Source organism: Sphingomonas sp. KRR8 (genome assembly GCF_023559245.1).
Taxonomy (GTDB): Bacteria; Pseudomonadota; Alphaproteobacteria; order Sphingomonadales; family Sphingomonadaceae; genus Sphingomicrobium.
Genome location: NZ_CP097462.1, coordinates 2830825 through 2850529, shown reverse-complemented (window position 1 = coordinate 2850529; position 19705 = coordinate 2830825). Strand labels below are relative to the sequence as shown.

At 67.1% G+C, this 19705-nt stretch carries 17 protein-coding genes and 1 tRNA gene; 13 read left to right on the top strand and 5 right to left on the bottom strand.

The genetic code is table 11. The annotated features are described in order from the left end of the window. Positions 1 to 19 precede the first annotated feature (19 nt). The gene (locus M8312_RS14315; protein WP_250118355.1) at positions 20 to 2479 is read right to left on the bottom strand and encodes a glycoside hydrolase family 31 protein; all 2460 of its coding nucleotides are present in this window, start codon (positions 2477 to 2479) and stop codon (positions 20 to 22) included. Between the two features lie 15 nt (positions 2480 to 2494). On the opposite strand from M8312_RS14315, the gene M8312_RS14310 reads away from it, so the two are divergent. The 4 genes from M8312_RS14310 (at position 2495) to M8312_RS14300 (ending at position 3606) form a co-directional block, all read left to right on the top strand. Then, positions 2495 to 2905 (top strand): reverse transcriptase-like protein, encoded by a 411-nt coding sequence (locus tag M8312_RS14310; protein ID WP_250118354.1) that lies wholly within the window; start codon positions 2495 to 2497, stop codon positions 2903 to 2905. 218 nt (positions 2906 to 3123) lie between these two features. Continuing rightward, a complete protein-coding gene (locus M8312_RS14470) occupies positions 3124 to 3258 on the top strand; it encodes a hypothetical protein (RefSeq protein ID WP_284070184.1) in 135 nt (44 codons plus the stop codon). Next, positions 3251 to 3433: a hypothetical protein gene (locus M8312_RS14305; protein ID WP_250118353.1), complete on the top strand. Its 183-nt coding sequence runs from the start codon at positions 3251 to 3253 to the stop codon at positions 3431 to 3433. The genes M8312_RS14470 and M8312_RS14305 overlap by 8 nt, the downstream gene beginning before the upstream one ends. Next, positions 3430 to 3606: a hypothetical protein gene (locus tag M8312_RS14300; protein WP_250118352.1), complete on the top strand. Its 177-nt coding sequence runs from the start codon at positions 3430 to 3432 to the stop codon at positions 3604 to 3606. The genes M8312_RS14305 and M8312_RS14300 overlap by 4 nt, the downstream gene beginning before the upstream one ends. Positions 3607 to 3678: 72 nt before the next feature. Here the strand turns inward: M8312_RS14300 and M8312_RS14295 are convergent. Continuing rightward, positions 3679 to 3754 (bottom strand) — tRNA-Ala (locus tag M8312_RS14295). A 196-nt stretch (positions 3755 to 3950) separates the two neighbouring features. On the opposite strand from M8312_RS14295, the gene M8312_RS14290 reads away from it, so the two are divergent. Together M8312_RS14290 and M8312_RS14285 are read left to right on the top strand one after the other, a co-directional pair. Beyond that, the gene (locus tag M8312_RS14290; protein ID WP_250118351.1) at positions 3951 to 5477 is read left to right on the top strand and encodes a DUF2171 domain-containing protein; all 1527 of its coding nucleotides are present in this window, start codon (positions 3951 to 3953) and stop codon (positions 5475 to 5477) included. Between the two features lie 74 nt (positions 5478 to 5551). Next, positions 5552 to 6544: an NADP-dependent oxidoreductase gene (locus M8312_RS14285; RefSeq protein ID WP_250118350.1), complete on the top strand. Its 993-nt coding sequence runs from the start codon at positions 5552 to 5554 to the stop codon at positions 6542 to 6544. A 40-nt stretch (positions 6545 to 6584) separates the two neighbouring features. Here M8312_RS14285 and ypfJ read toward each other — a convergent pair whose 3' ends face one another. After that, entirely contained in the window at positions 6585 to 7490 is a 906-nt protein-coding gene (gene ypfJ / locus M8312_RS14280) for a KPN_02809 family neutral zinc metallopeptidase (RefSeq protein WP_250118349.1), read from the bottom strand. A gap of 98 nt (positions 7491 to 7588) precedes the next feature. Between ypfJ and M8312_RS14275 the strand changes: the two genes are divergently transcribed. From M8312_RS14275 to prsR, 5 genes are all read left to right on the top strand, one after another. Continuing rightward, positions 7589 to 8374 (top strand): 3-hydroxybutyrate dehydrogenase, encoded by a 786-nt coding sequence (locus M8312_RS14275; protein ID WP_250118348.1) that lies wholly within the window; start codon positions 7589 to 7591, stop codon positions 8372 to 8374. A gap of 83 nt (positions 8375 to 8457) precedes the next feature. Further along, entirely contained in the window at positions 8458 to 9078 is a 621-nt protein-coding gene (locus M8312_RS14270) for a DUF4893 domain-containing protein (protein ID WP_250118347.1), read from the top strand. Positions 9079 to 9153: 75 nt separating this feature from the next. Further along, positions 9154 to 10470, top strand: coding sequence for an amidohydrolase (locus M8312_RS14265; protein WP_250118346.1), 1317 nt, complete (start codon positions 9154 to 9156; stop codon positions 10468 to 10470). A 94-nt stretch (positions 10471 to 10564) separates the two neighbouring features. Then, complete coding sequence (prsK, locus tag M8312_RS14260) at positions 10565 to 12628, top strand: XrtA/PEP-CTERM system histidine kinase PrsK (protein ID WP_250118345.1); 2064 nt, start codon at positions 10565 to 10567, stop codon at positions 12626 to 12628. Continuing rightward, complete coding sequence (prsR, locus tag M8312_RS14255) at positions 12625 to 14001, top strand: PEP-CTERM-box response regulator transcription factor (RefSeq protein ID WP_250118344.1); 1377 nt, start codon at positions 12625 to 12627, stop codon at positions 13999 to 14001. Before prsK ends, prsR begins: the two co-directional genes overlap by 4 nt. Positions 14002 to 14020: 19 nt before the next feature. On the opposite strand, the gene M8312_RS14250 is transcribed toward prsR, so the two are convergent. Then, positions 14021 to 15130 carry a phosphatase PAP2 family protein gene (locus M8312_RS14250; protein WP_250118343.1) on the bottom strand — a complete coding sequence of 370 codons (1110 nt, stop codon included), beginning with the start codon at positions 15128 to 15130 and terminating at the stop codon, positions 14021 to 14023. Positions 15131 to 15312: 182 nt separating this feature from the next. On the opposite strand from M8312_RS14250, the gene M8312_RS14245 reads away from it, so the two are divergent. Continuing rightward, complete coding sequence (locus tag M8312_RS14245; RefSeq protein WP_250118342.1) at positions 15313 to 17130, top strand: DUF885 domain-containing protein; 1818 nt, start codon at positions 15313 to 15315, stop codon at positions 17128 to 17130. 5 nt (positions 17131 to 17135) lie between these two features. After that, positions 17136 to 18908, top strand: a complete 1773-nt coding sequence (locus tag M8312_RS14240; protein WP_250118341.1) for a DUF885 domain-containing protein — start codon at positions 17136 to 17138, stop codon at positions 18906 to 18908. On the opposite strand, the gene M8312_RS14235 is transcribed toward M8312_RS14240, so the two are convergent. After that, positions 18905 to 19687, bottom strand: coding sequence for a transporter (locus tag M8312_RS14235; RefSeq protein WP_250118340.1), 783 nt, complete (start codon positions 19685 to 19687; stop codon positions 18905 to 18907). The two genes, M8312_RS14240 and M8312_RS14235, sit on opposite strands and share 4 nt — an antisense overlap. Positions 19688 to 19705: the final 18 nt, after the last annotated feature.

Here is a 19705-nt window from a genome sequence, read left to right as displayed (position 1 = left end):
CTCGGCGGGAGCGCCGGGGTCACTGGCGGCGGATCACGACCTCACCGCCACGCGACTGGTCCGGCAGGATGAACCGAAGCGCCTCCCCTGGCCCGTCGGCCGTGGCGGCGATCGGCCGGCCGGCGCCTTCGACCCGCGACGCGCCGGTCCAGCCGTGAACGGTGACGGCCAGCTCCCGCCACCACGGGCGGTAGCTACCGTCGCGCGGAGCGAAGGTCAGGCGGAGACCACTGGCGTCGGCGCTGCAGCGGATCGCTTGGCGGAGGAAAGCGCGGCGACGATAGTCGAGGCTGGTCCCATCGTCCCAGTAGAGCGTGCCCGCGCAGTCCGGGCCGGGGTAGACGTGCAGCTCGAGCGGGCCGCTCGGCACCTCGGCGGTGGACTGGGTCAGCGGCTGTCGCGGCAGGATGGCGCCAGGCCGGACAAATACCGGCAGCCGCTCCAGCGCAGGCGTTTCGCTGATCTTGTCGGCGGGCACGCGCTTGCCGGTCCAGTAATCATACCAGCCGCCGCCGGGCAGGCAGATGTCGTAGGCCTGCGGCGATTCCGGCTTGGGCGAGGCGGCAACCAGCAGATCGCGGCCAACCGTGAAGCTCATCGACTGATCGCAAGGTGCGGTCAGCGCTTTCGAGAAGTCATAGAACAGCGGGCGCATGACCGGGTCTCCGGTGCGGCTGTTCTGCTCCGCCACCGCATAGAAGTACGGCAGCAGCCGATAGCGTTCCTCGATGAAGCGGCGGCGAATGGCGAGTTGCTGCGGTCCGTCGAGCCACGGCTCGACGCGCGGGGTGTCCTTGGCGGAATGATTGCGGAAGATGGGCGTGAAGGCGCCGATCTGGGTGAAGCGGGTGAGGAGCTCGGGGCTCGGCCCCCCGGTGAAGCCGCCGATGTCGGCACCGGCCCAGCTGAAACCGGACAGGCCGAGGTTGAGCAGTTGCTGGACCATCAGTCGCAGGTGATCCCAGCTGGCGCTGTTGTCCCCCGTCCACGTCACGGCATAGCGCTGCCCACCGGCGTAGCTGGCGCGGGTCATGACGAAGGGACGACTATTGGGGCGGAGGCGCAGCAGGCCTTCATAGGTCGCCCGGCTGTTCTCCATTCCGTAGACGTTGTGGATCTCGGCATGGGTCGCGGTGCGGGCTGCGAAGTCGTCGCTGTCGATCCGATGGCGGGTGTCGAGCGGCATGGTCTTGGTCGGCGTGTCGAAGATCGCCGGCTCGTTCATGTCGTTCCAGAAGCCCGCGACGCCATCGTCCAGGAATGGCCGGTACAGGTCGCCCCACCAGCGGCGCGTGGAAGCCCGGGTGAAATCGGGGAAGACCGAGGGGCCGGGCCAGACGGGCGCGACATAGGTGCTGCCGTCGGGGTTCTTGAGGAAGTGATCGCCGGCCACCCCGCTGTCGTAGGGCGAATAGCTCTGGTTCGGCGCATGGGCGATGTGGAGGTCGGTGATGGTGATGAGCTTGAAGCCGTCCTTGCCCAGATCGGCGGTCAGCCGCTTCATATCCGGGAAAGTCGTGCGGTTGACGGTGAAAGGACGGTTGCGATCCTGAAAATCGATGTCCAGCCATAGGACATCGGTCGGGATGTGCTCCGAGCGGAGGCGGCCGGCGACGGTGCGCAGTTCAGCCTCGCTCATGTAGCTGTAGCGGGATTGCTGGTAGCCGAGCGCCCAGCGTGGTGGCAGCGGCGCCTTGCCGGTGAGGTCGGTATAGCGGCGGACCACGTCGGCGACGGTCGGCCCGGCGATGAGGTAGAGGTCCGCGGGGCCGGCGTCCGCGCCGATAGTGAGGACATTCTCCTCCCGGTGGCCGAAGTCGAACCAGCTGCGCTGGGGATCGTCGAGGAACACGCCATAGGCCGCGCCGTCCTTGCCGACGGCGATGAAGAAGGGGATCGACTTGTATATGGGATCGGTGGCGGTGCCGAAGCCGTACGCGTCGGTGTTCCAGTTGACGAAGCTCGACCCCCGGCGATCGAGGCCGCCGGTCTTGTCCCCGAGGCCGACGTAACGCTCGCCCGCCGGCATCGGCGCGCGCAGGGTGAAGACGGTTTGCCCGGCGGTGCGCTGGAGCGAGAGGCCGGCGAGGATGGTCCTGCTCGAGCGGTCGCGGAGGGTGAGCGCGCCGGTCTTCTGATCGATGGCGACCTGCAGCGCGTCGGTCGTGAAGCCGTCGGCGGTTGGGGTCACCGGCGCGCGCTGGGCGCGGACGGCCGCGCTGACCGCCCAGCTGGAATTCTCGGCGGACGGTCCCGGCGTAGCCAGCGGGATACGCAGGATGGTCGGGGTCAATGCCGTCACGTTGAGACCCTTCGCCGCCGCAGTACTTTGGGCGGACGAGGACGCGGCGACGAGCGCCAGCAGTGATGCGAGGGGGAGAAAGCGCGACATGGCGCGGGCATAGGGTGTGGTGCCCGCCTTTCGCAACAGCCCGACCGAAGCTGGCCGGGTCAGTGGGCGCGGGCTAAGCCGCCGCATGGTCAAGGATCCCGCATGAGCCGCCCTCCCCTCAAGATCTACTTCGATGGCGGCTGCCGGCCCAACCCCGGCAGGATGGAGGCGGCGGTGGTCGTGCGCGGGCAGGTCCACTTCTTCGACGATCTGGGCGTAGGCAGCAGCAGTGATGCCGAATGGCTGGCGCTGTGCCACGCGCTGGAGGTGGCCCAAGCCTCGGGCGAGCCGCTGTTCGACCTGGTGGGAGACAGCCGAGGCGTGATCGGGCAGGCGAGCGGCGCCATGCCGTGCCGGACCCCGGCCGCGCGCCTGCACCGGGGGCGTTTCCTGGCCGCCGCGTCAACTTTGCCGCCCCGGCGACTGCGCTGGATCCCGCGGCAGCAGAACCTCGCCGGGATCGCGCTCGCCCGACGGCGCGATCCTGGGCCGGTACGAAATGGATCGCTTTAGCCAGAGCAAGTTGGCGAAACGGAAAGGAGGCAGTCAGCCGAGGCAAGAACTCAGGGCAGTTGGGAAGATGCCCCGAATGTTGGTCCGTGGCTGCAAGACACGCGGCCCGCCTTGATCCGTTAATGATGGAGAAATGGCAGTTTCCCGCGGTTGGCACGCTTTGTGGATAGCTGTGAAAGGAATTGCACGGTGCAGTTCTTCACACAGGATGCCAGACAATGTTTCGCGCTTCGGTCAGCTCAACCCTCATCGCCCTGTGCGGCGCGCTCGTCATGAGCAGCGTGACGGTGGGTGCCGCCGTCGGGCCTGCCCAAGTCTCGCCGAGCACGGCATCGGCGGTGGCCGGTGCTTAAGTCTGCTGGCGCCCCTCGCCGGCTCAAGAACGGCAAGAGCCCAGCCCCGCCCAGGCCAAAGGCCAACGGGCTGATGCGACGGGTCTACGCGATCATGGGGCTGACGACCCTTGCGACGTTCGCGACGCTGGAAAGCGTCCATCGGCTGTTCTTCACACAGTCGGTGTTCGCATGACCGGGGACGCAGGCAGCGATCGCGCCAAACCCATCCGGACCTTTCTTCGGTCTGATCGCTTCACGCTGGCGACATTGGCGAACCGCTTGGCCGACCGGCCGTGGGCGCTCGCCTTCGCCAGCTTCGCCGTCACGGCCTTCCTGATACGACCGGACGACCTCGGCCTGTTGTGATGCGCTTACGGCGAGGACCGTCCCGCCCTTGGGAAGTGATTACCAGCGATAAGAAGAAATGGACGGCGCGGCTGGTGGAGCTGAGGGGAATCGAACCCCTGACCTCTGCAGTGCGATTGCAGCGCTCTCCCATCTGAGCTACAGCCCCGCGCCTTGGGTGAGCGCTCCTCTAGCGGCGCTTTTGCTGCCTTGCAACGCGCCTTTTCATCTCGTCCGCCAAGGCCTTCCCCCCGTCCCTTCGGAGCCGAGTTAATCGGAACGCCGGGCCCGACCGCTCGTTAACCTTGCACATGCGGCGGGCATCCCCCTGCCCGTCCGGCATGCTCTCTTCTGGAGGAGTTGCAATGGCTTACGATCGGTATGACCGAGGCGGCGGATATCGCGACGAGGATCGCTATTCGAACCGCAACAGCATGAACAATGACCGCGGCGGCGGCGGCAACCGGGGCGGCGACAACCGCGGCTTCTGGGATCGCGCGCGCGACGAGGTGCAGAGCTGGTTCGGCGACGAGGATTCCGGCGGCCGGCGCGACCGTGATGATCGCTCCTCGCACCCGGAAAGGAGCCGTTATGGCCAGCAGCGCAACGAGCGCGGCGCCATGTTCGGCGGCGGCCACGACCACGACCGCGATCGTCACCGCGAATTCGGCGGCAACCACGATCGTGATCGCAGCTCCAGCTTTGGCGGCGGACAGTCGAGCAGCTTCGGGCGCGGCCGCGACGAGGGCGACTATCGCAACCAATATGGTCGTGGAGGCGGTGAGAGCGGCGGCTTCGGCAGTGGCGATTATACCCGCCAGGACCGCTCGCCCTGGGGCAGCACCAACTACAGTGGCGACGACGACCGATCGGGCAGCAATCGCGGCTATCCCTCGGGCTATGGCCAGCGCGGTGGCGGAAGCTATTCTTCCTCCCCTCAGAGCCAGGGCTGGGACCGCGATCACCGCGACCATGATCGGTACAGCCAGGGCCATCAGGGCCAGGGCGGTGACCGTTATCGCCCGATGACCGGCGACTATGGCCGCTCGTCGGACGATGAAAGCCGCTTCCGCTCCGGCATGGGCGGGCAGGACTTCGCCCGCAGCCAATATGGCCGGCAAGACTTCAGCCAGGACCAGGGCAACGACCGGATGTTCGGTGGCGGGCAGCGCGACCATGACGACGATCGCAGCCGCAATCGCGGCGGGTTCGTCGGAGCGGTGTCCGGTGCCGCGGCCTCGATGCTCGGGCGCGGGGGCAACAGCCCGCACGACGAGCATTATTCGAGCTGGCGCCAGCGTCAGATCGACGAGCTGGACAATGATTATCATGCCTACCGGCAGGAGCATCAGAGCCGGTTCGAGAATGAGTTCTCGGGCTTCCGCCAGCAGCGCCAGACCAAGCGGCAGATGCTGCAGCAGATCCGCGAGCATTTCGAGGTCGTCGACCAGAATGGAGAGCGCATCGGTACGGTCGACAAGGTCCGTGGCGACCACGTCATCCTGACCAAGAACGACCCGGAAGCGAACGGCGTCCACCGCAGCTTCTCCTGCTCGCTGCTCGAAAAGGTCGAGGGCAACAAGGTGACGCTGAGCGGGACCAAGGACTCGATCCGTGGCCAGCTGCATGAAGAGCGCGGACAGGATGACCGTGGTTCTGGTTCAGGCGGCGGGTTCCTCGGTGGCCTGTTCGGCGGTGGCCGTGACGATCGCGACGATCGCGACCAGCGCGACCGGCAGAGCAGCATGAGCGGCCCGACGAGCTCAACCGGCGCCGCCGGCGCGGCTGGCACCGTCGGATCGACCGGCAGTACGGGCACTTCCAGCGAGGGTCCCCACATCCTCGACCGGAGCTTCTCCGGCACCTACGATGACGGCACCAAGAAGTCGTAAGACTTCGGTCTAGTTGACGCGAGGGCCCGGCCGCCGTCATGGCGGTCGGGCCCTTTCGCATCTGGAGACCTACGATGGCGCGCGCATGGAATCTGAAGAGCCGCCCGACCGGCATGCCGACAATGGACAATTTCGAGTTTGGGGAGACGCCATTGCCGGCGCTGGACGACGGCATGGTTCATGTCCGCAACCGCTGGCTGTCCGTCGACCCGTACATGCGCGGGCGGATGAACGACGTGAAGAGCTACGTTCCGCCGTTCCAGATCGGCGCTCCGCTGGAAGGCGGCGCGGTCGGTGAGGTGGTCGAGAGCAAGGACCCCAATTTCGTAGCCGGTGACTGGGTGCTGCACATGGCCGGCTGGCGCGACGAGGCGGTGGTGCCGGGCCAAGCGCTTAACAAGCTGCCGCAGATCCCCGGTGTCGAACCGCAGGCATTCCTCGGCAACCTCGGCCTGACCGGCGGGACAGCCTATTGGGGCCTGCTCGACGCGGCGCAGGCCAAGGCCGGGGACATCGTGTTCGTGTCCGCTGCCGCCGGCGCGGTTGGCTCCGCGGTGGTGCAGATCGCCAAGGCCAAGGGCATGATGGTGATCGGCTCGGCCGGCGGCGCGGAGAAGTGCGAGTTCGTGAAGTCGCTCGGGGCCGACGCCGTGGTCGACTACAAGTCCGGAACGCCGCTGGTGAAGGCTTTGGCCGAAGCCGCGCCGAAGGGCATCGACGTCTATTTCGACAATGTCGGGGGCGATCATCTCGACGCCGCCTTCGCGGTTGCCCGGCGAAACGCGCGCTTCGCGATCTGCGGCATGATCGACAGCTACAATTCGGGCGAGCCGGCGACCTTCCGCTACATCATGCGGGTGATCGCGATGCGCATCATGCTCAAGGGCTTCATCTACACCGATTATCTTGGCCGCAACGCCGAGTTCTACGGCGAGATGGGGCCTTGGGTCGCCGGTGGTCAGGTGAAGAGCCGCGACACGGTGGTCGAGGGGCTGGAAAAGACGCCCGAAGCGTTTCTGGGCCTCTTCAGCGGCAAGAACACCGGCAAAATGCTGGTGCGCCTCTAAGCATTGCAGCCCGCTCCGGGGGACCGGAGCGGGCGCTTACTCAGATGCGATTATAGTTGCACTGGCTGGGGTCGCCGGTGGTCAGGCCCTTGCGCAGCGCTTCCATTCGCTGGGCCGAGGTTCCGTGGGTGAAGGTTTCCGGACGAACGCGGCCGCCTGCCTCTTGCTGCAGGGTATCATCGCCGATCGCCTGGGCGGCGCGCAGGCCCTCTTCAGCGTCGCCCGCCTCGAGCACCTTGCTACCATCGGGGTTGCGGGCATTGGCGGCCCATACACCGGCATAGCAGTCCGCCTGAAGCTCGATCCCGACCTGTACCGCATTTCCGTCGGCCTCGCCGCTGCGGGCCTGCGCGGCGCTCGCCTTGTCCAGGGTACCTTCGAGGTCCTGGACATGGTGCCCGACCTCGTGCGCGATAACATAGGCCTGGGCGAAATCGCCCGGCGCGCCGAAGCGCTGCGACAGTTCGTTGAAGAAGCTCGGGTCGATGTAGATCTGCTTGTCGGTAGGGCAATAGAATGGGCCCATCGCCGACTGCGCCGCGCCGCACCCGCTTTGCGAATTGCTGCTGTAAGCGACGAGCCGCGTCGGGGTGTAGCGCGAGCCCGACTGCGAGAAGATCGAGCCCCAGACCGTCTCGGTCGAGCCAAGCACCCTGGTCATGAAGGTCTTGGTGGCTGGCGGCAGGCGCGAAGCGGCTGAACTGCCGCCCTGCGTCTGCTGCGTCGGCGCACCGCCACCAAGCATGCCGCCTCCGCCGCCAAGGCTCGACAGTGCGCAGTAGCCAAGCGCGAGAATGAGGATGCCGACGATCCCGAAACGGCCGAGCACCATCGGAATGAGGAAGCCGAGGATTCCTCCTCCCCCGCCCATGCCGCCAAGCGAGAAACCACCACCCTGACCGGTGCGATCCTCGAAGTTGCTGCTTTCCGGTCCGTTGAGGCGCATGATGTCTCCTTCGTTCACGCTGCAAATGCTTCGGGCAGCGTAACGGTTGCAATCATCCCGGCGGCACGCGACAGGCCGTGCAAACGGAGGATAAAGCCATGCTGCTGAAGGACAAGGTTGCGCTGGTCACGGGATCGACCTCGGGCATCGGGCTGGCGATCGCGCGGGCGCTTGCCGCCGAGGGCGCGCGGGTGATGCTGAACGGGTTCGGCGACAAGGCCGAGATCAAGCAGATCCGGGACGAGATCGCTGAGCTCAGCCAGGATCTCGCGAGCTATTCGGACGCGGACCTGAGCAAGCCGGCAGCGATCGACAAGATGATCGCCACTTGCACCGACGAACTCGGCAGCCCGTCGATCCTCATTAACAACGCCGGTGTCCAGCACGTGTCGCCGGTGGAGAGCTTCCCAGCGGACAAGTGGGACCTGATCATGGCGGTGAACCTGTCGGCGGTGTTCCACACCACGCGGCTGTGCCTTCCTTCGATGCGCCAGCGTGGATGGGGGCGGATCATCAACACCGCCAGCGCGCACAGCCTGGTCGCGAGCCCGAACAAGAGCGCCTATGTCGCCGCCAAGCATGGCGTTGCGGGCTTCACCAAGTCCGTCGCGCTGGAGGCGGCCCGCGACGGGGTAACGGTGAACTGCATCTCGCCCGGCTATGTCTGGACGACTCTGGTCGAGAACCAGATTCCCGACACGATGAAGGCGCGGGGCATGACCCGGGAGCAGGTGATGAACGACGTCCTGCTTTCCGCTCAGCCGACCAAGCGGTTCGTGGAGCCGGTCGAGGTCGCCAGCTTGGCGCTCTACCTGTGCCGGCCGGAAGCGGGCAGCATCACGGGCGCCAATCTGTCGATGGACGGAGGTTGGACGGCCCAGTGAGCTTGCTTCGTCATCGCATGGCCCGCACCGCCAAGGCGATCCGGTTTGACTTGAACGCAACGGATTGCTTCGCTGCGCCCGCGATGATGAAGACTGCCCTGCTGACCCTGGCCTGCGTAGCGCTTGCCGCATGCCAGACGATGGTGCCGAACACGGTCGTGGCGGAGCGCACCGCCGATTGGCAGCGCGTGGTCACCCCCGCCGACCGGGCGCGGCTGCGGGAGTGGCGGAGCGGGTGGATGGAGGGGCTTCGGCAGGCGACCGCCGCCGGACATGCCGCCGAGATCGCCCGCGAAGGTGTGCTGCTTCAGCCGGACGCCGCACTGGTCGGGCCGGGGATTCCGGATGGGGAGTATCGCTGCCGGACGATCAAGCTGGGCGCGAAGAGCTCCGGATTGCTGCCATTCGTGGCTTATTCGGCGTTCCGCTGCCGGGTCAGCGCCGACGGACGGGTGCAGAGCCTGGCCAAGGTTAGCGGATCGCAGCGGCCCGTGGGCGTCCTCTACCCGGCGGACCAGATACGATCGATGTTCCTGGGCACGCTGGTCCTTGGCGACGAGCGGCGGGCGCTGGTCTACGGCCAGGACCATGAGCGCGACGTCGTCGGCTTTGTCGAGCGGATTGGCGACCGGCGCTGGCGGCTGGTGATGCCCGCGCCCACGTTCGAGAGCCTGACGGATGTGCTGGAGCTCGTGCCGGCTTAGGCGCATCGCAATGGCGGGCGCAGCCAACCGATCCTGTTTGACTTAACGGCACTGGGTTGCTTCGCTGCGCCCACGATGACGAAAACAGCAATTCTCACCGCCCTGCTGGCCGGCGCCTTCGCCCTTCCCGCCCCCGCCGCCACGCTTCGCGAGAGCATCGCGAACGACCTGCCGCAGCTGATGACGCTGTACCGCGACCTTCACGCCAACCCCGAACTGTCGATGCAGGAGGTGCGATCGTCCGCCAAGCTGGCGGCCGAACTGCGCAAGCTCGGTTTCCAGGTGACCGAGCATGTGGGGAAGACCGGCGTGGTAGCCGTTCTTCGTAACGGGCCTGGCAAGACACTGCTGATCCGCGCCGACATGGACGCGCTTCCGGTGGTCGAGCAGACCGGATTGCCGTTCGCGTCCAAGGCGCGGGCAATGGCGAACTCAGGCGTCGAAAGCGGCGTGATGCACGCCTGCGGGCATGATACGCACATGACCGCGTTCCTGGGAACGGCCCGGCGGCTGATGGCCAGCAAGGCCGACTGGAGCGGCACGCTGGTGATGATCCTGCAGCCCGGCGAGGAGACCAGCCAGGGCGCCAAGGCGATGCTGGCCGACGGGCTGTTCACCCGCTTTCCCAAGCCGGATGTCGCCCTCGCCTTTCACGACAGCGCGAGCCTGCCGGCGGGGACGATCGGTCTTGGCAGCGGCTATGTCATGGCCAACGTCGACAGCGTCGATGTGCTGGTGAAGGGCGTCGGAAGCCATGGCGCCGCGCCGCAGAACAGCCGTGACCCGATCGTGCTGGCCAGCCGGATCGTGGGCAGCATGCAGACGCTGGTCAGCCGCGAGCGCAACCCGCTGGACCCCGCTGTGGTGACGGTCGGCAGCTTCCACGCGGGTGCGACGCACAACATCATCCCCGACGAGGCGCGGCTGCAGATCACGGTCCGGAGCTACACGCCCGAGGTTCGCAAGAGCCTGCTCGACGGGATCGCGCGGGTGGCGCGGGGCGAGGCGATTGCGGCCGGAATGCCCGACGACCGAATGCCGGTGGTGACGGTGGAGGACCGCTCCACGCCGTCAACGTTCAATACCGAGGCGCTGACCACGCGCACGGCAGCGCTGTTTACGCAGGAGTTCGGCGCCGACCGGGTCAAGACGATGCCGCCCGCGATGGTCGGTGAGGATTTCGGCCGGTACTGGCTGGCAGACAAAAGCAAGCAGAGCCTGATCTTCTGGGTCGGTGGCGTTCCCAAGGACAAATGGGCGGCAGCCGGCGGCGACACGACCAAGCTTCCGAGCCTTCATTCCCCTTACTGGGCGCCTGATGCGGAGGCTGTCATCGGCACCGCGGTAGAGGCAATGACGGTGGCGGCGACCGACGTGCTGAAGAAGGCCTAGCCGCCTCGGCGCCAAAGAGCTTGGTTGCGAACGGCTTAAGGCTTCCTTTGTAAATTTCTCCGACAGTGCATCGCATGTCGGTGGAGCTGACAGTTTGACCGGGCTGCTCCTGTTCTGGAGTCACGCGCTGGCCGCTTTCCTGTTCGCGACGCTGCTCATCTGGCAGCTTCGCGAAGGGGTGCGAAGCGATGTGCAGCGGAGCCTGCTTGGCGCGCTGCTGCTGACGTGCCTGTGGGCCTGGCTGACGGGCATCGCGCCCCACAGCGTGGTGGCCGCCCATGCGGAAACGGCGCGCAATCTGCTCTGGATCACCTTGCTTTACGCGCTGTCGGCCAGCGGGCGGGAGAGCGGGCGCCAGCTGCGGGGGGTGGGCTGGGTCTATGCCGCGGTGTCGGCCGTGTTCGTGCTCCAGTTCATCACCGACCAGCTGATCTTCGCCGACCCGGCGCGAGCTCAAGTGCTGGGCGATGCGGCGACCATGCTGCGAGCCACCGCCGCATCGGGAGCGCTGCTGCTGGTGCACAATCTCTATGGCCAAGCGTCACCGACCAGCCGCTCGTCGATCCGGCTGCTGATGATCGGGCTGGGCCTGGTCTGGCTGTACGATCTCAATCTCTACACCCTCAGCTACTGGCGGGCTTCGCCATCAGAGGCGCTGTACGATGCTCGAGGCGCAGCGCTGGCGCTGGCGACGCCGCTGTTCGCCCTGGGCGGACAGCAGCTGGATGGCTGGCGGCTGCGGTTGTCGCGCGCGGCGACCTTCCAGTCGCTGGGCCTGGTGGCGGTCTGTTCCTATTTCGCGATCATGGCGATCCTGGCCGCAGCGCTGCGGGGGACGGATTGGAGCATCGCCAAGTCCGCGGCGCTTGTCGTGCTGGCCGGCATGACGGTGGCCGCGGTGGCCATCCTGCCCTCTGCCCGGTTGCGGGGCTGGATCAAGATCACCGCCGCCAAGCATCTGTTCGAACATCGCTACGATTACCGCGCCGAGTGGCTGCGGGTGGCGGACACGCTGGGCCGCAGCGGCCCCGACGCGCCGCCCCTTCCCGAGCGCGTTATCCAAGCCCTCGCCGAGATCGTCGAGGCGCCGGGCGGCCTGCTGCTCGCCAGCGACGAGGGCGGGATCGGCTGGACCGGTAATTGGAACTGGATCGGGCGATTGCCGGCCAGCGGCAGCGCGGATGATCTGCGCGCCCTGTGGGAGGCGCTGGCGAATGGGCGAGTAATCGAGATCGACGGGCGCCGAGGCACGCGCGGCTCGGCGGCGGATCGCGCGCTGCCACTGCCCGCAGAATGGCTGGGTGAGCAGCGCTTGTGGGCGGGCGTTCCGCTGGTCCACCAGGAACGGGTGGTGGGGCTGGTGCTGCTGGCGCCTGCCCCGGTGCGCCGCCTGCTCGACTGGGAGGATTTCGACCTGCTCCGCACCGCGGCGCGGCAGGCGGCTTCGGCGCTGGCGGAGAGTCATGGACAGCGTGCGCTGACCACCGCCCGCGCCTTCGAGGATTTCAACCGGCGCTTCGCCTTCATCGTGCACGACGTGAAGAACCTGGTCAGCCAGTTGAGCCTGCTGACCCGCAATGCCGAGCGCCACGCCGAGAACCCCGAGTTCCGGGCGGACATGATCGCGACCCTGAAAAGCTCGGTCGGCAAGATGAATGAGCTTCTGGTCAAGCTGGCGCCCGCCACGCCGGCCAGCGGCGCGCCCGAACCGGTGCCGTTCGCCCTGCGCGGCGTGCTTGCCGCGGCAGTCGCGGGCAAGCGCGGCGCGCATGAAGTGCGGCTGCTCGGGCCCACGGGGCTGGTGGTCCGTGGTGACCCGGCAGGCCTCGAGCAGGCGGTCGGTCACCTGCTGCAGAACGCCTTGGATGCCAGCCCGGCGCACGAGCCTGTCACCGTCCACGTCACGGAGTCAGGCGTGCAGGTGACCATTGCCATCATCGACCGGGGCGCTGGAATGGACCCGGAGTTTGTCCGCCATCGCCTGTTCCAGCCCTTTGCTTCGACCAAGACCGGCGGCTTCGGCATTGGCGCCTATGAGGCACGCGCGCTGGTCACCGCCATGGGTGGCAGCCTCAGCGTCGAGAGCCGACCCGGCCACGGAACTCGCTTCACCATCGTCCTTCCCTATGTCGCCCAGCCCGAAAGCATCAGCGCATGACCGAACCCTCCGCCGAACTTCCCGTCCTGTTGATCGTCGAGGATGACGAGGGCCTGCAGCGGCAATTGAAGTGGGCCTATGACGGCTATCGCGTGGTCGCGGCCCACAACCGCGTGGAGGCGATTGAGGCACTGCGGCTGCATGAGCCGGCGGTCGTCACGCTGGACCTTGGCCTGCCGCCTGACCCGGACGGCACCACCGAAGGTTTCGCCTGCCTGACCGAGATCCTAGCCCTCAAGCCCGACGCCAAGGTCATCGTCGCCTCGGGACATGGCGCGCGGGAAAGTGCACTCAAGGCGGTCGCGCTTGGCGCCTATGACTTCTACCGCAAGCCCGTCGATATCGATGACCTCGGCCTGATCGTTGGCCGGGCGTTCCAGCTGCACGAACTCGAGACTGAGAACCGCCGGCTCGCCGACAGCCTCGACGGCGGCGCGACGGTCCTGGGCTCGATGATCTCGGGCGCGCCGGAAATGCTGAGCCTCGCGCGGACCATCGAGCGCGTCGCGACGGCGGACGTATCGGTGATGCTGCTGGGGGCGAGCGGGACCGGCAAGGAATTGCTCGCTCGCGCGGTTCACGAGAAGAGTCGCCGTGCAAAGGCCGGCTTCATCGCCATCAACTGCGCGGCCATCCCCGAAAACCTGCTCGAGGCCGAGCTGTTCGGCTATGAACGCGGGGCCTTCACCGGCGCGGTGAAGACCACGCCGGGCAAGATCGAGCTGGCGCAAGGCGGCACTCTGTTCCTCGACGAAATCGGCGACGTACCTTTGCCCCTGCAGGTCAAGCTGCTGCGCTTTCTGCAGGAGCGGGTGATCGAGCGGGTCGGCGGCCGCCAGCCGATCCCCGTCGACACCCGGATCGTCAGTGCGACTCATCAGGACCTGGATGCCATGACAGCCGACGGAAGGTTCCGCGAGGACCTCTACTACCGCTTGGCCGAGATCGTGGTGCGCATCCCCAGCCTCAAGGAGCGGACCGGCGATGCCGTGCTGCTGGCGCGGCACTTCGTCCAGCGTTTTGCCCGCGAACTGGGCCGTCCGGTGACCTCGCTTTCCGAGGATGCGGCGGCGGCGATCGATGCGCACGGCTGGCCGGGCAACGTCCGCGAACTGGAGAACCGGCTGAAACGCGCCGTGATCATGGCGGAGGGCAAGCAGGTCACCGCGGCCGACCTCGACCTTGGCGCCAGAGTGAGCGAGGACGGGCCGGCAGCGATCAACCTGCGCGCCGCGCGCGAGGCGGCCGACCGCCGGGCGATCCGTCAGGCGCTGACCCGGACCGAGAACAACATCTCGGGAGCCGCCAAGCTGCTGGGGATCAGCCGTCCGACGCTATATGACCTGTTGAAGCAGTATCGCTTGATGGCCTGAGCGGCCCGCGCCGCTCACATCAGGCGGCGAGGCGCTCGCCGTTGTCGACCAAGAGGATGAGCTGCGGGGCGGGCACGTCCGTCACCGCCCGCTCATAGCCCGACACCCGCAGATACCAGCCGCTCAGGCGCCAGATGCCGTACATGGACGCCCAGGCGACGATCCCGTCCGCCGTATAATGCCAGCCGAGGTGAACCGAGCCGATGAAGATCATCACGGCGAACGACCAGGCAAGCGTGCGGATCTTCCAGCCGAGCTTGCCGACGGCAAGCGCATAAAGCAGCGCCACCGCATTGTGCATCGACGGCATGGCCGAGATGCCGTTGCCGAACCCGAATTCCTTATTCTTGTAGGCCTGCCAAAGGTGGTCCTGAAAATAGACGGCCGAGAGATTGTAGCCGCTATCGTTGATGGCGTGCAGCCGCTGCATCAGCTCGGCATAGCGAGGGGCAGACTGGGTATGCAGCATGGCTGCGAAGCAGGGGCCGGCCGAGCTGAAGTAATAAGCGCCGACCACGCCGATCAGGATGAAGCCGAGCGCGAAGCTGAGGAAGAAGCGGGCGCGCAGCAGCGACGGCGCGGCAATGGCGACGACGGGCGTGACGAGGAACAGGATCGGGACCCAGGCCGCGTAGAGACGGTCCAGCACCAGCGTGCCGAGCGGGGACCCGAAGAAGTAATGGGTGACCCGCCACGGCGCCGTCCCGAAGAACAGGTAGGTCCCCAGGTCGGCGAAGGTGTCGTCCCAGCTGAACGGATTGTAGATGGGAATGAGCTGCTTCATCGTCCCGAACGCGCCCATCAGCAGTGGGGCTAGCAGGATCGGGCCGAGCACCGCCGGCAGGCTGCCGTCGCGGCGGAAGCGTTCGGCGAAGTAATTGGCCAGAGTTTCGAGCGGGCGCTGGTCGCCCCCCATCACCATGATCATCACGCCAATGGCCCCGCCGGCTACAAGCAGGACCGGCCCGAGCAGGAAGATTCGGCTGATATACAGGAAATAGACCTGGACGGCGTCGATCCCGGCCTGGTTGCCGAGAGTGAAGGCAGCGGCGGTGCACAGTCCGGTCATCACGAACAGGACCGAAAGCCAAAGGTGGTCGGGGGGATTGTCCAGGGGCCGCGTGGTCATTCGTCCGTCCGTTCCTTGATCCGCCAACGCGAACTGGACAGCGTTTGTGCAGCAACAGGGTTAACAAGCGGTGCAAGGCTACTTCCCGCTTCCGGGTTTTCGGCCATTTTCGGAACGGGACTTGTCCCGTCGCGGCGCACGGTTAGGGTCGGCGGCACTGAATTCGACAGGGAGTATCTGCCGTGGACCGTCGCGCTTTCTTGACCACCGCGGGAGCGGTCACCGCCACCGCCGCGCTCAGTGCGCGCGAGCGTGCAACGGCGGCGGTCGCCGGCAACGATGCGAAGTTGAACGGCCTTTTCCAGCGGATCTTCGACGAGCGGATCCAGAACGCTCCCGCGCTCGCCACGTCTCTGGGGCTCGACAAGGGTCCGAACGCCCGGCTGCGCAGCACCTTCGATCCGGAGCCGGCGCCGCAGGCGCGGGCCAAGGAGGTCGCGCGGATCCGCCGCTGGCAGGCGCAGGTGCAGGCCGTGCCCGTCGCCAGCCTGAGCCAGGCCGGACAGCTCAACCGGGAGATCGTGCTCTATGGTTTCCAGCGGAACCTGACCGCTCCGACCCGCTTCGACCTCGACAGCGTCCAGAGTCCCTACCTCATCACCCAGCAGGACGGGGCGTATTTTTCCATTCCCGATTTCCTCAACAGCCAGCACCCGATCGAGACCCGCGCCGACGCCGAGGCCTATCTTTCGCGTCTCGGCGAATTCGGGCGGATCCTCGATTTCGAAACCGCCGAGCAGAAGAGGCAGGCGGCGAAGGGCCGCGTCGCGCCGGCCTGGTCGCTCGACCTCGCACTGGGGCAGATGCGCAAGCTGCGCTCGCCCGGCGCGGCGGACAGCGGGATGGTTCGCTCCATCGCGGAGCGGACAAGGGCCAAGAACATCCCCGGCGACTGGGCAGCGCGGGCAGCCAAGATCGTCGAGAGTAGCGTCTACCCCGCACTCGATCGGCAGATGGCGCTGGTGGAGCAGCTGAAGCGCACCACCCAGCCGGGCGACGGGGCCGTGCGGATTCCCAATGGCGATGCGATTTATGCGGCTGCGCTGGCGGAGGCCACCACCACCACCATGACGCCCGACGAGGTCCACAAGCTCGGCCTGTCACAGGTCGCGGAATATACCGGCCTCCTTGACTCACTGCTCAAGCAGGCCGGCTACACGCATGGCACGGTGGGTGAGCGGCTGGCGGCGCTGAACAAGGATCCGAAGCAGCTCTATCCCGACTCGGATGCGGGTCGCGCCCAGCTCATTGCCGACCTCAATGCCGGCGTGAAGGCGATGACCGCTCGGCTGCCGCAGGCGTTCGCGACGCTGCCCAAGCAGCCGCTGGAGATCCGGCGCGTGCCGATCGACATCCAGGATGGCGCGTCCAACGGCTATTACAACAGCGCGTCGCTGGATGGTTCGCGTCCGGCGATCTACTGGATCAACCTGAAATCCACGGGCGACTGGCCGCGCTATTCGCTGCCGTCCCTGACCTATCACGAGGGCGTTCCGGGCCATCACCTGCAGATCAGCCTGGCGCAGGCGTCCAAGGACATCCCGATGCTGCGCAAGATCAGCTTCTTCAACAGCTATGTCGAAGGCTGGGCGCTCTATGCCGAGCAGCTGTCGGACGAGATCGGCGGCTACACGGGCATCGAGCGCGCGGGCTACCTGCAGAGCTTCCTATTCCGCTCGGCCCGGCTGGTGGTGGACACCGGCCTCAACCACCTGGGCTGGAGCCGCGAGCGGGCGGTCGACTACATGACCGCGACCACCGGTTTCCCCCGCCCCCGAGTGCAGCGCGAGGTGGAGCGTTACTGCGCCTCCATCGGTCAGGCATGCAGCTACAAGGTCGGGCATCTGGCGTGGCTGCGGGCGCGCGAGGCGGCCAAGGCGCAGCTCGGCGCGAAGTTCGACATCAGGCAGTTCCACGAGGTGCTGAAGGACGGCGCCATGCCGCTGACCATTCTCGAGCGGCGGGTGCGTGAGCGCGCAGCGGCGCAGGCCCGGGCGTGAGCGCGATGCGGAAGTTCGCGGCGGCGCTGGCGCTCGGCGCCGCGAGCATCGGGCTGACCGGTGCGGTCGCCCCTGCCCGCTCCGTCGCGGTCAGCGAAGACGCGCGATTCACATCGTTCAGCAACCGGGTGGTCGACCAGTTTCTACGTCTGAACCCCATCTATGCGACGACACTGGGGGACCACCGCTTCGACGGGCAGATGACCGACGTGTCGGAGGCCGGCCGCGAGGCCCAACGCAGATTCGCGCAAGCGGCAAAGGCCGAGCTGGCGCGGTTCGATCCCGCCAAGCTCAGCCGTGAGCATCAGGTCGATGCCATCCTGCTGCGCGACCAGCTCGACTATGCGCTGTTCAGCGACGGGCGGCTGCAGGACTGGGCGTGGGACCCCCTGACCTACACCGGTCCAGCAGGGACGGCACTGTTCGGCCTGTCCTCCCGCCAGTTCGCGCCGCTCCCCGTGCGGCTCCGGTCCGCGACGCAGCGGCTGGAGGCGCTACCCCGCTTCCTGGCGCAAATGCGACAGGCGCTGGTGCCCGCGCGCGTGCCGCGCATCCATGTCGAAACCGCGGCCAAGCAGAATGCCGGGCTGGCAAGTCTCGTCGACGACATCATCAAACAGCAGGCTGCCCTCCCCGGTCCGGAACGGGCGCGATTGGTGCGGGCAGGCGCGGCGGCAAAGGCGGCGATCGCCGCGCAGCAAGGCTGGTTCGACAAGACACTCATCCCGCAGGCCAAGGGCAATGAGCGGATCGGCGCGGCTCTGTACGACGAGAAGCTCCGCCTGGCCCTCAATTCGACGCTGAGCCGGCAAGAGATCCGCGCCCGGGCCGAGGCCGAAATCGCGCGGCTTCGGGCCGAGATGTACACTGTGGCGGCGGGAATGCTGCGTGGGCATGCGGGGGCGCCGCCGGCGCCGCCCAATCCGACCCCTGACCAGCAGCAGGCGGTGATCCAGGCAGGGCTTGCGATCGTCACTGCCGACGTGCCGGCCAAGGACCAGGTGATCCCCTTCACCAAGGGCACGCTGCAGGAAGCGATCGCCTTCGCCAAGGCGAAGGACCTGATCAGCTTCCCGACGCAGAGCTTCAACGTGATCGAAATGCCCGAATATGCGCGCGGAGTGGCGGCCGCTTATGCCGACATGCCGGGCGCGTTCGAGAAGGACCAGCGCGGCTACTATGCGGTGACGCCGATCCCGCCCGAGTGGACTCCGGCGCAGGCCGCGTCGTTCCTGCGGGAATATAACAAGTGGACGCTGCACGAGCTGACGCTGCACGAGGGCGTGCCGGGGCACCTGCTGCAGCTGGCGCACGCCAACCAGTACAAGTCGCGGCTGCGGGCGCTGCTGCAGTCCGGCTCCATGGTGGAGGGTTGGGCCTGCTACAGCCAGGACGTCATGGCGGACGCGGGCTTCCTGAACCGCGATCCGCGCTACCTGCTGGCGCACTACAAATTCGCCATGCGGCCGCCGGTCAACGCCATCCTGGACCAGGACTTCCACACCGGGAACATGACCCGTGAGGCGGCGATGACGCTGATGACCAGGACCGCCTTCCAGGAGGAGCGGGAGGCCGCCGGCAAGTGGGTCCGAATGCAGCTGAGCAGTGCCCAGCTACCGACCTATTGGGTCGGCTATTCGGAGTGGAAGGACTTCCGCGCCGCCGCCGAGCAGCGGCCGGGCTTCAACCTCAAGCGGTTCCATGATGCCGCGCTCAGCCACGGATCACCGCCGGTCCGGTTCATCAGGCAGCTGACCTTCGGCGAGCCGATCCGCTAGAAGCGGACGGCGACCCCGGTGATCAGCTGAAGGTCGGGCGACGAGCGGGCGAAGCCGGTATCGACCTCGACGTCGAGCTGGAGGTTCTTGCCCGCCTGATAACCGGCGGCCAGCCCCAATTGTGCCTCGCGCTTGTGATCGTCACCTTCTCGTTCGCGTGCGACCAGCGCGTCGAGCTCGATGTTCAATTTGTCTGAGACCGCATAAGCGATCTCGCCCGCCAGCGCCCCGCGCCAGTGATAGCCGGGGCCGTCGCTGTCGGGATTGCGCTCGGCCTCGGGCGTCAGCGTCCACGACCATTTGTCGCTGACGTTGCCGGTCAGCGACACCAGCATGCCCTCGGACACCCGCCCCTGCGTGAAGTCGCGCGACCCCACGGGCAGGGTCAGGAACGGCAGCGCCGTCACCACCACCTTGGCGTCGGCGGGGGTCAGCCGGCGCTTGATCCCAACGGTAAGATCGCCCGCGCCGTGGGTGCGCTCGGTGACGCCGTCGCTGGTCAGTTTCGACCGCAGCAACGGCGCAAAGGCGAAGTTGACCTCGGTCGCCTGGTCGAGCCCGATCCTGAGCTCCGCCGGCAACCACGACCAGTCGCGCTCGGTCCCGTCGCTGTTATGCGTCCGACTATATTCGCCGAGCGAAAATTCGACCTGCACATGCCCGCCCGGCACCACGCATGTGCCGGTAGCGATGCCCGGCCGGTCGGCACAGAAATCGTTATCCCCCGCCCACGCAGGCGTGGCGAAAGCGAGCAGGAGGATGAGCAGCGCCGTCTTCATGCGGCACCTGTTATGCCG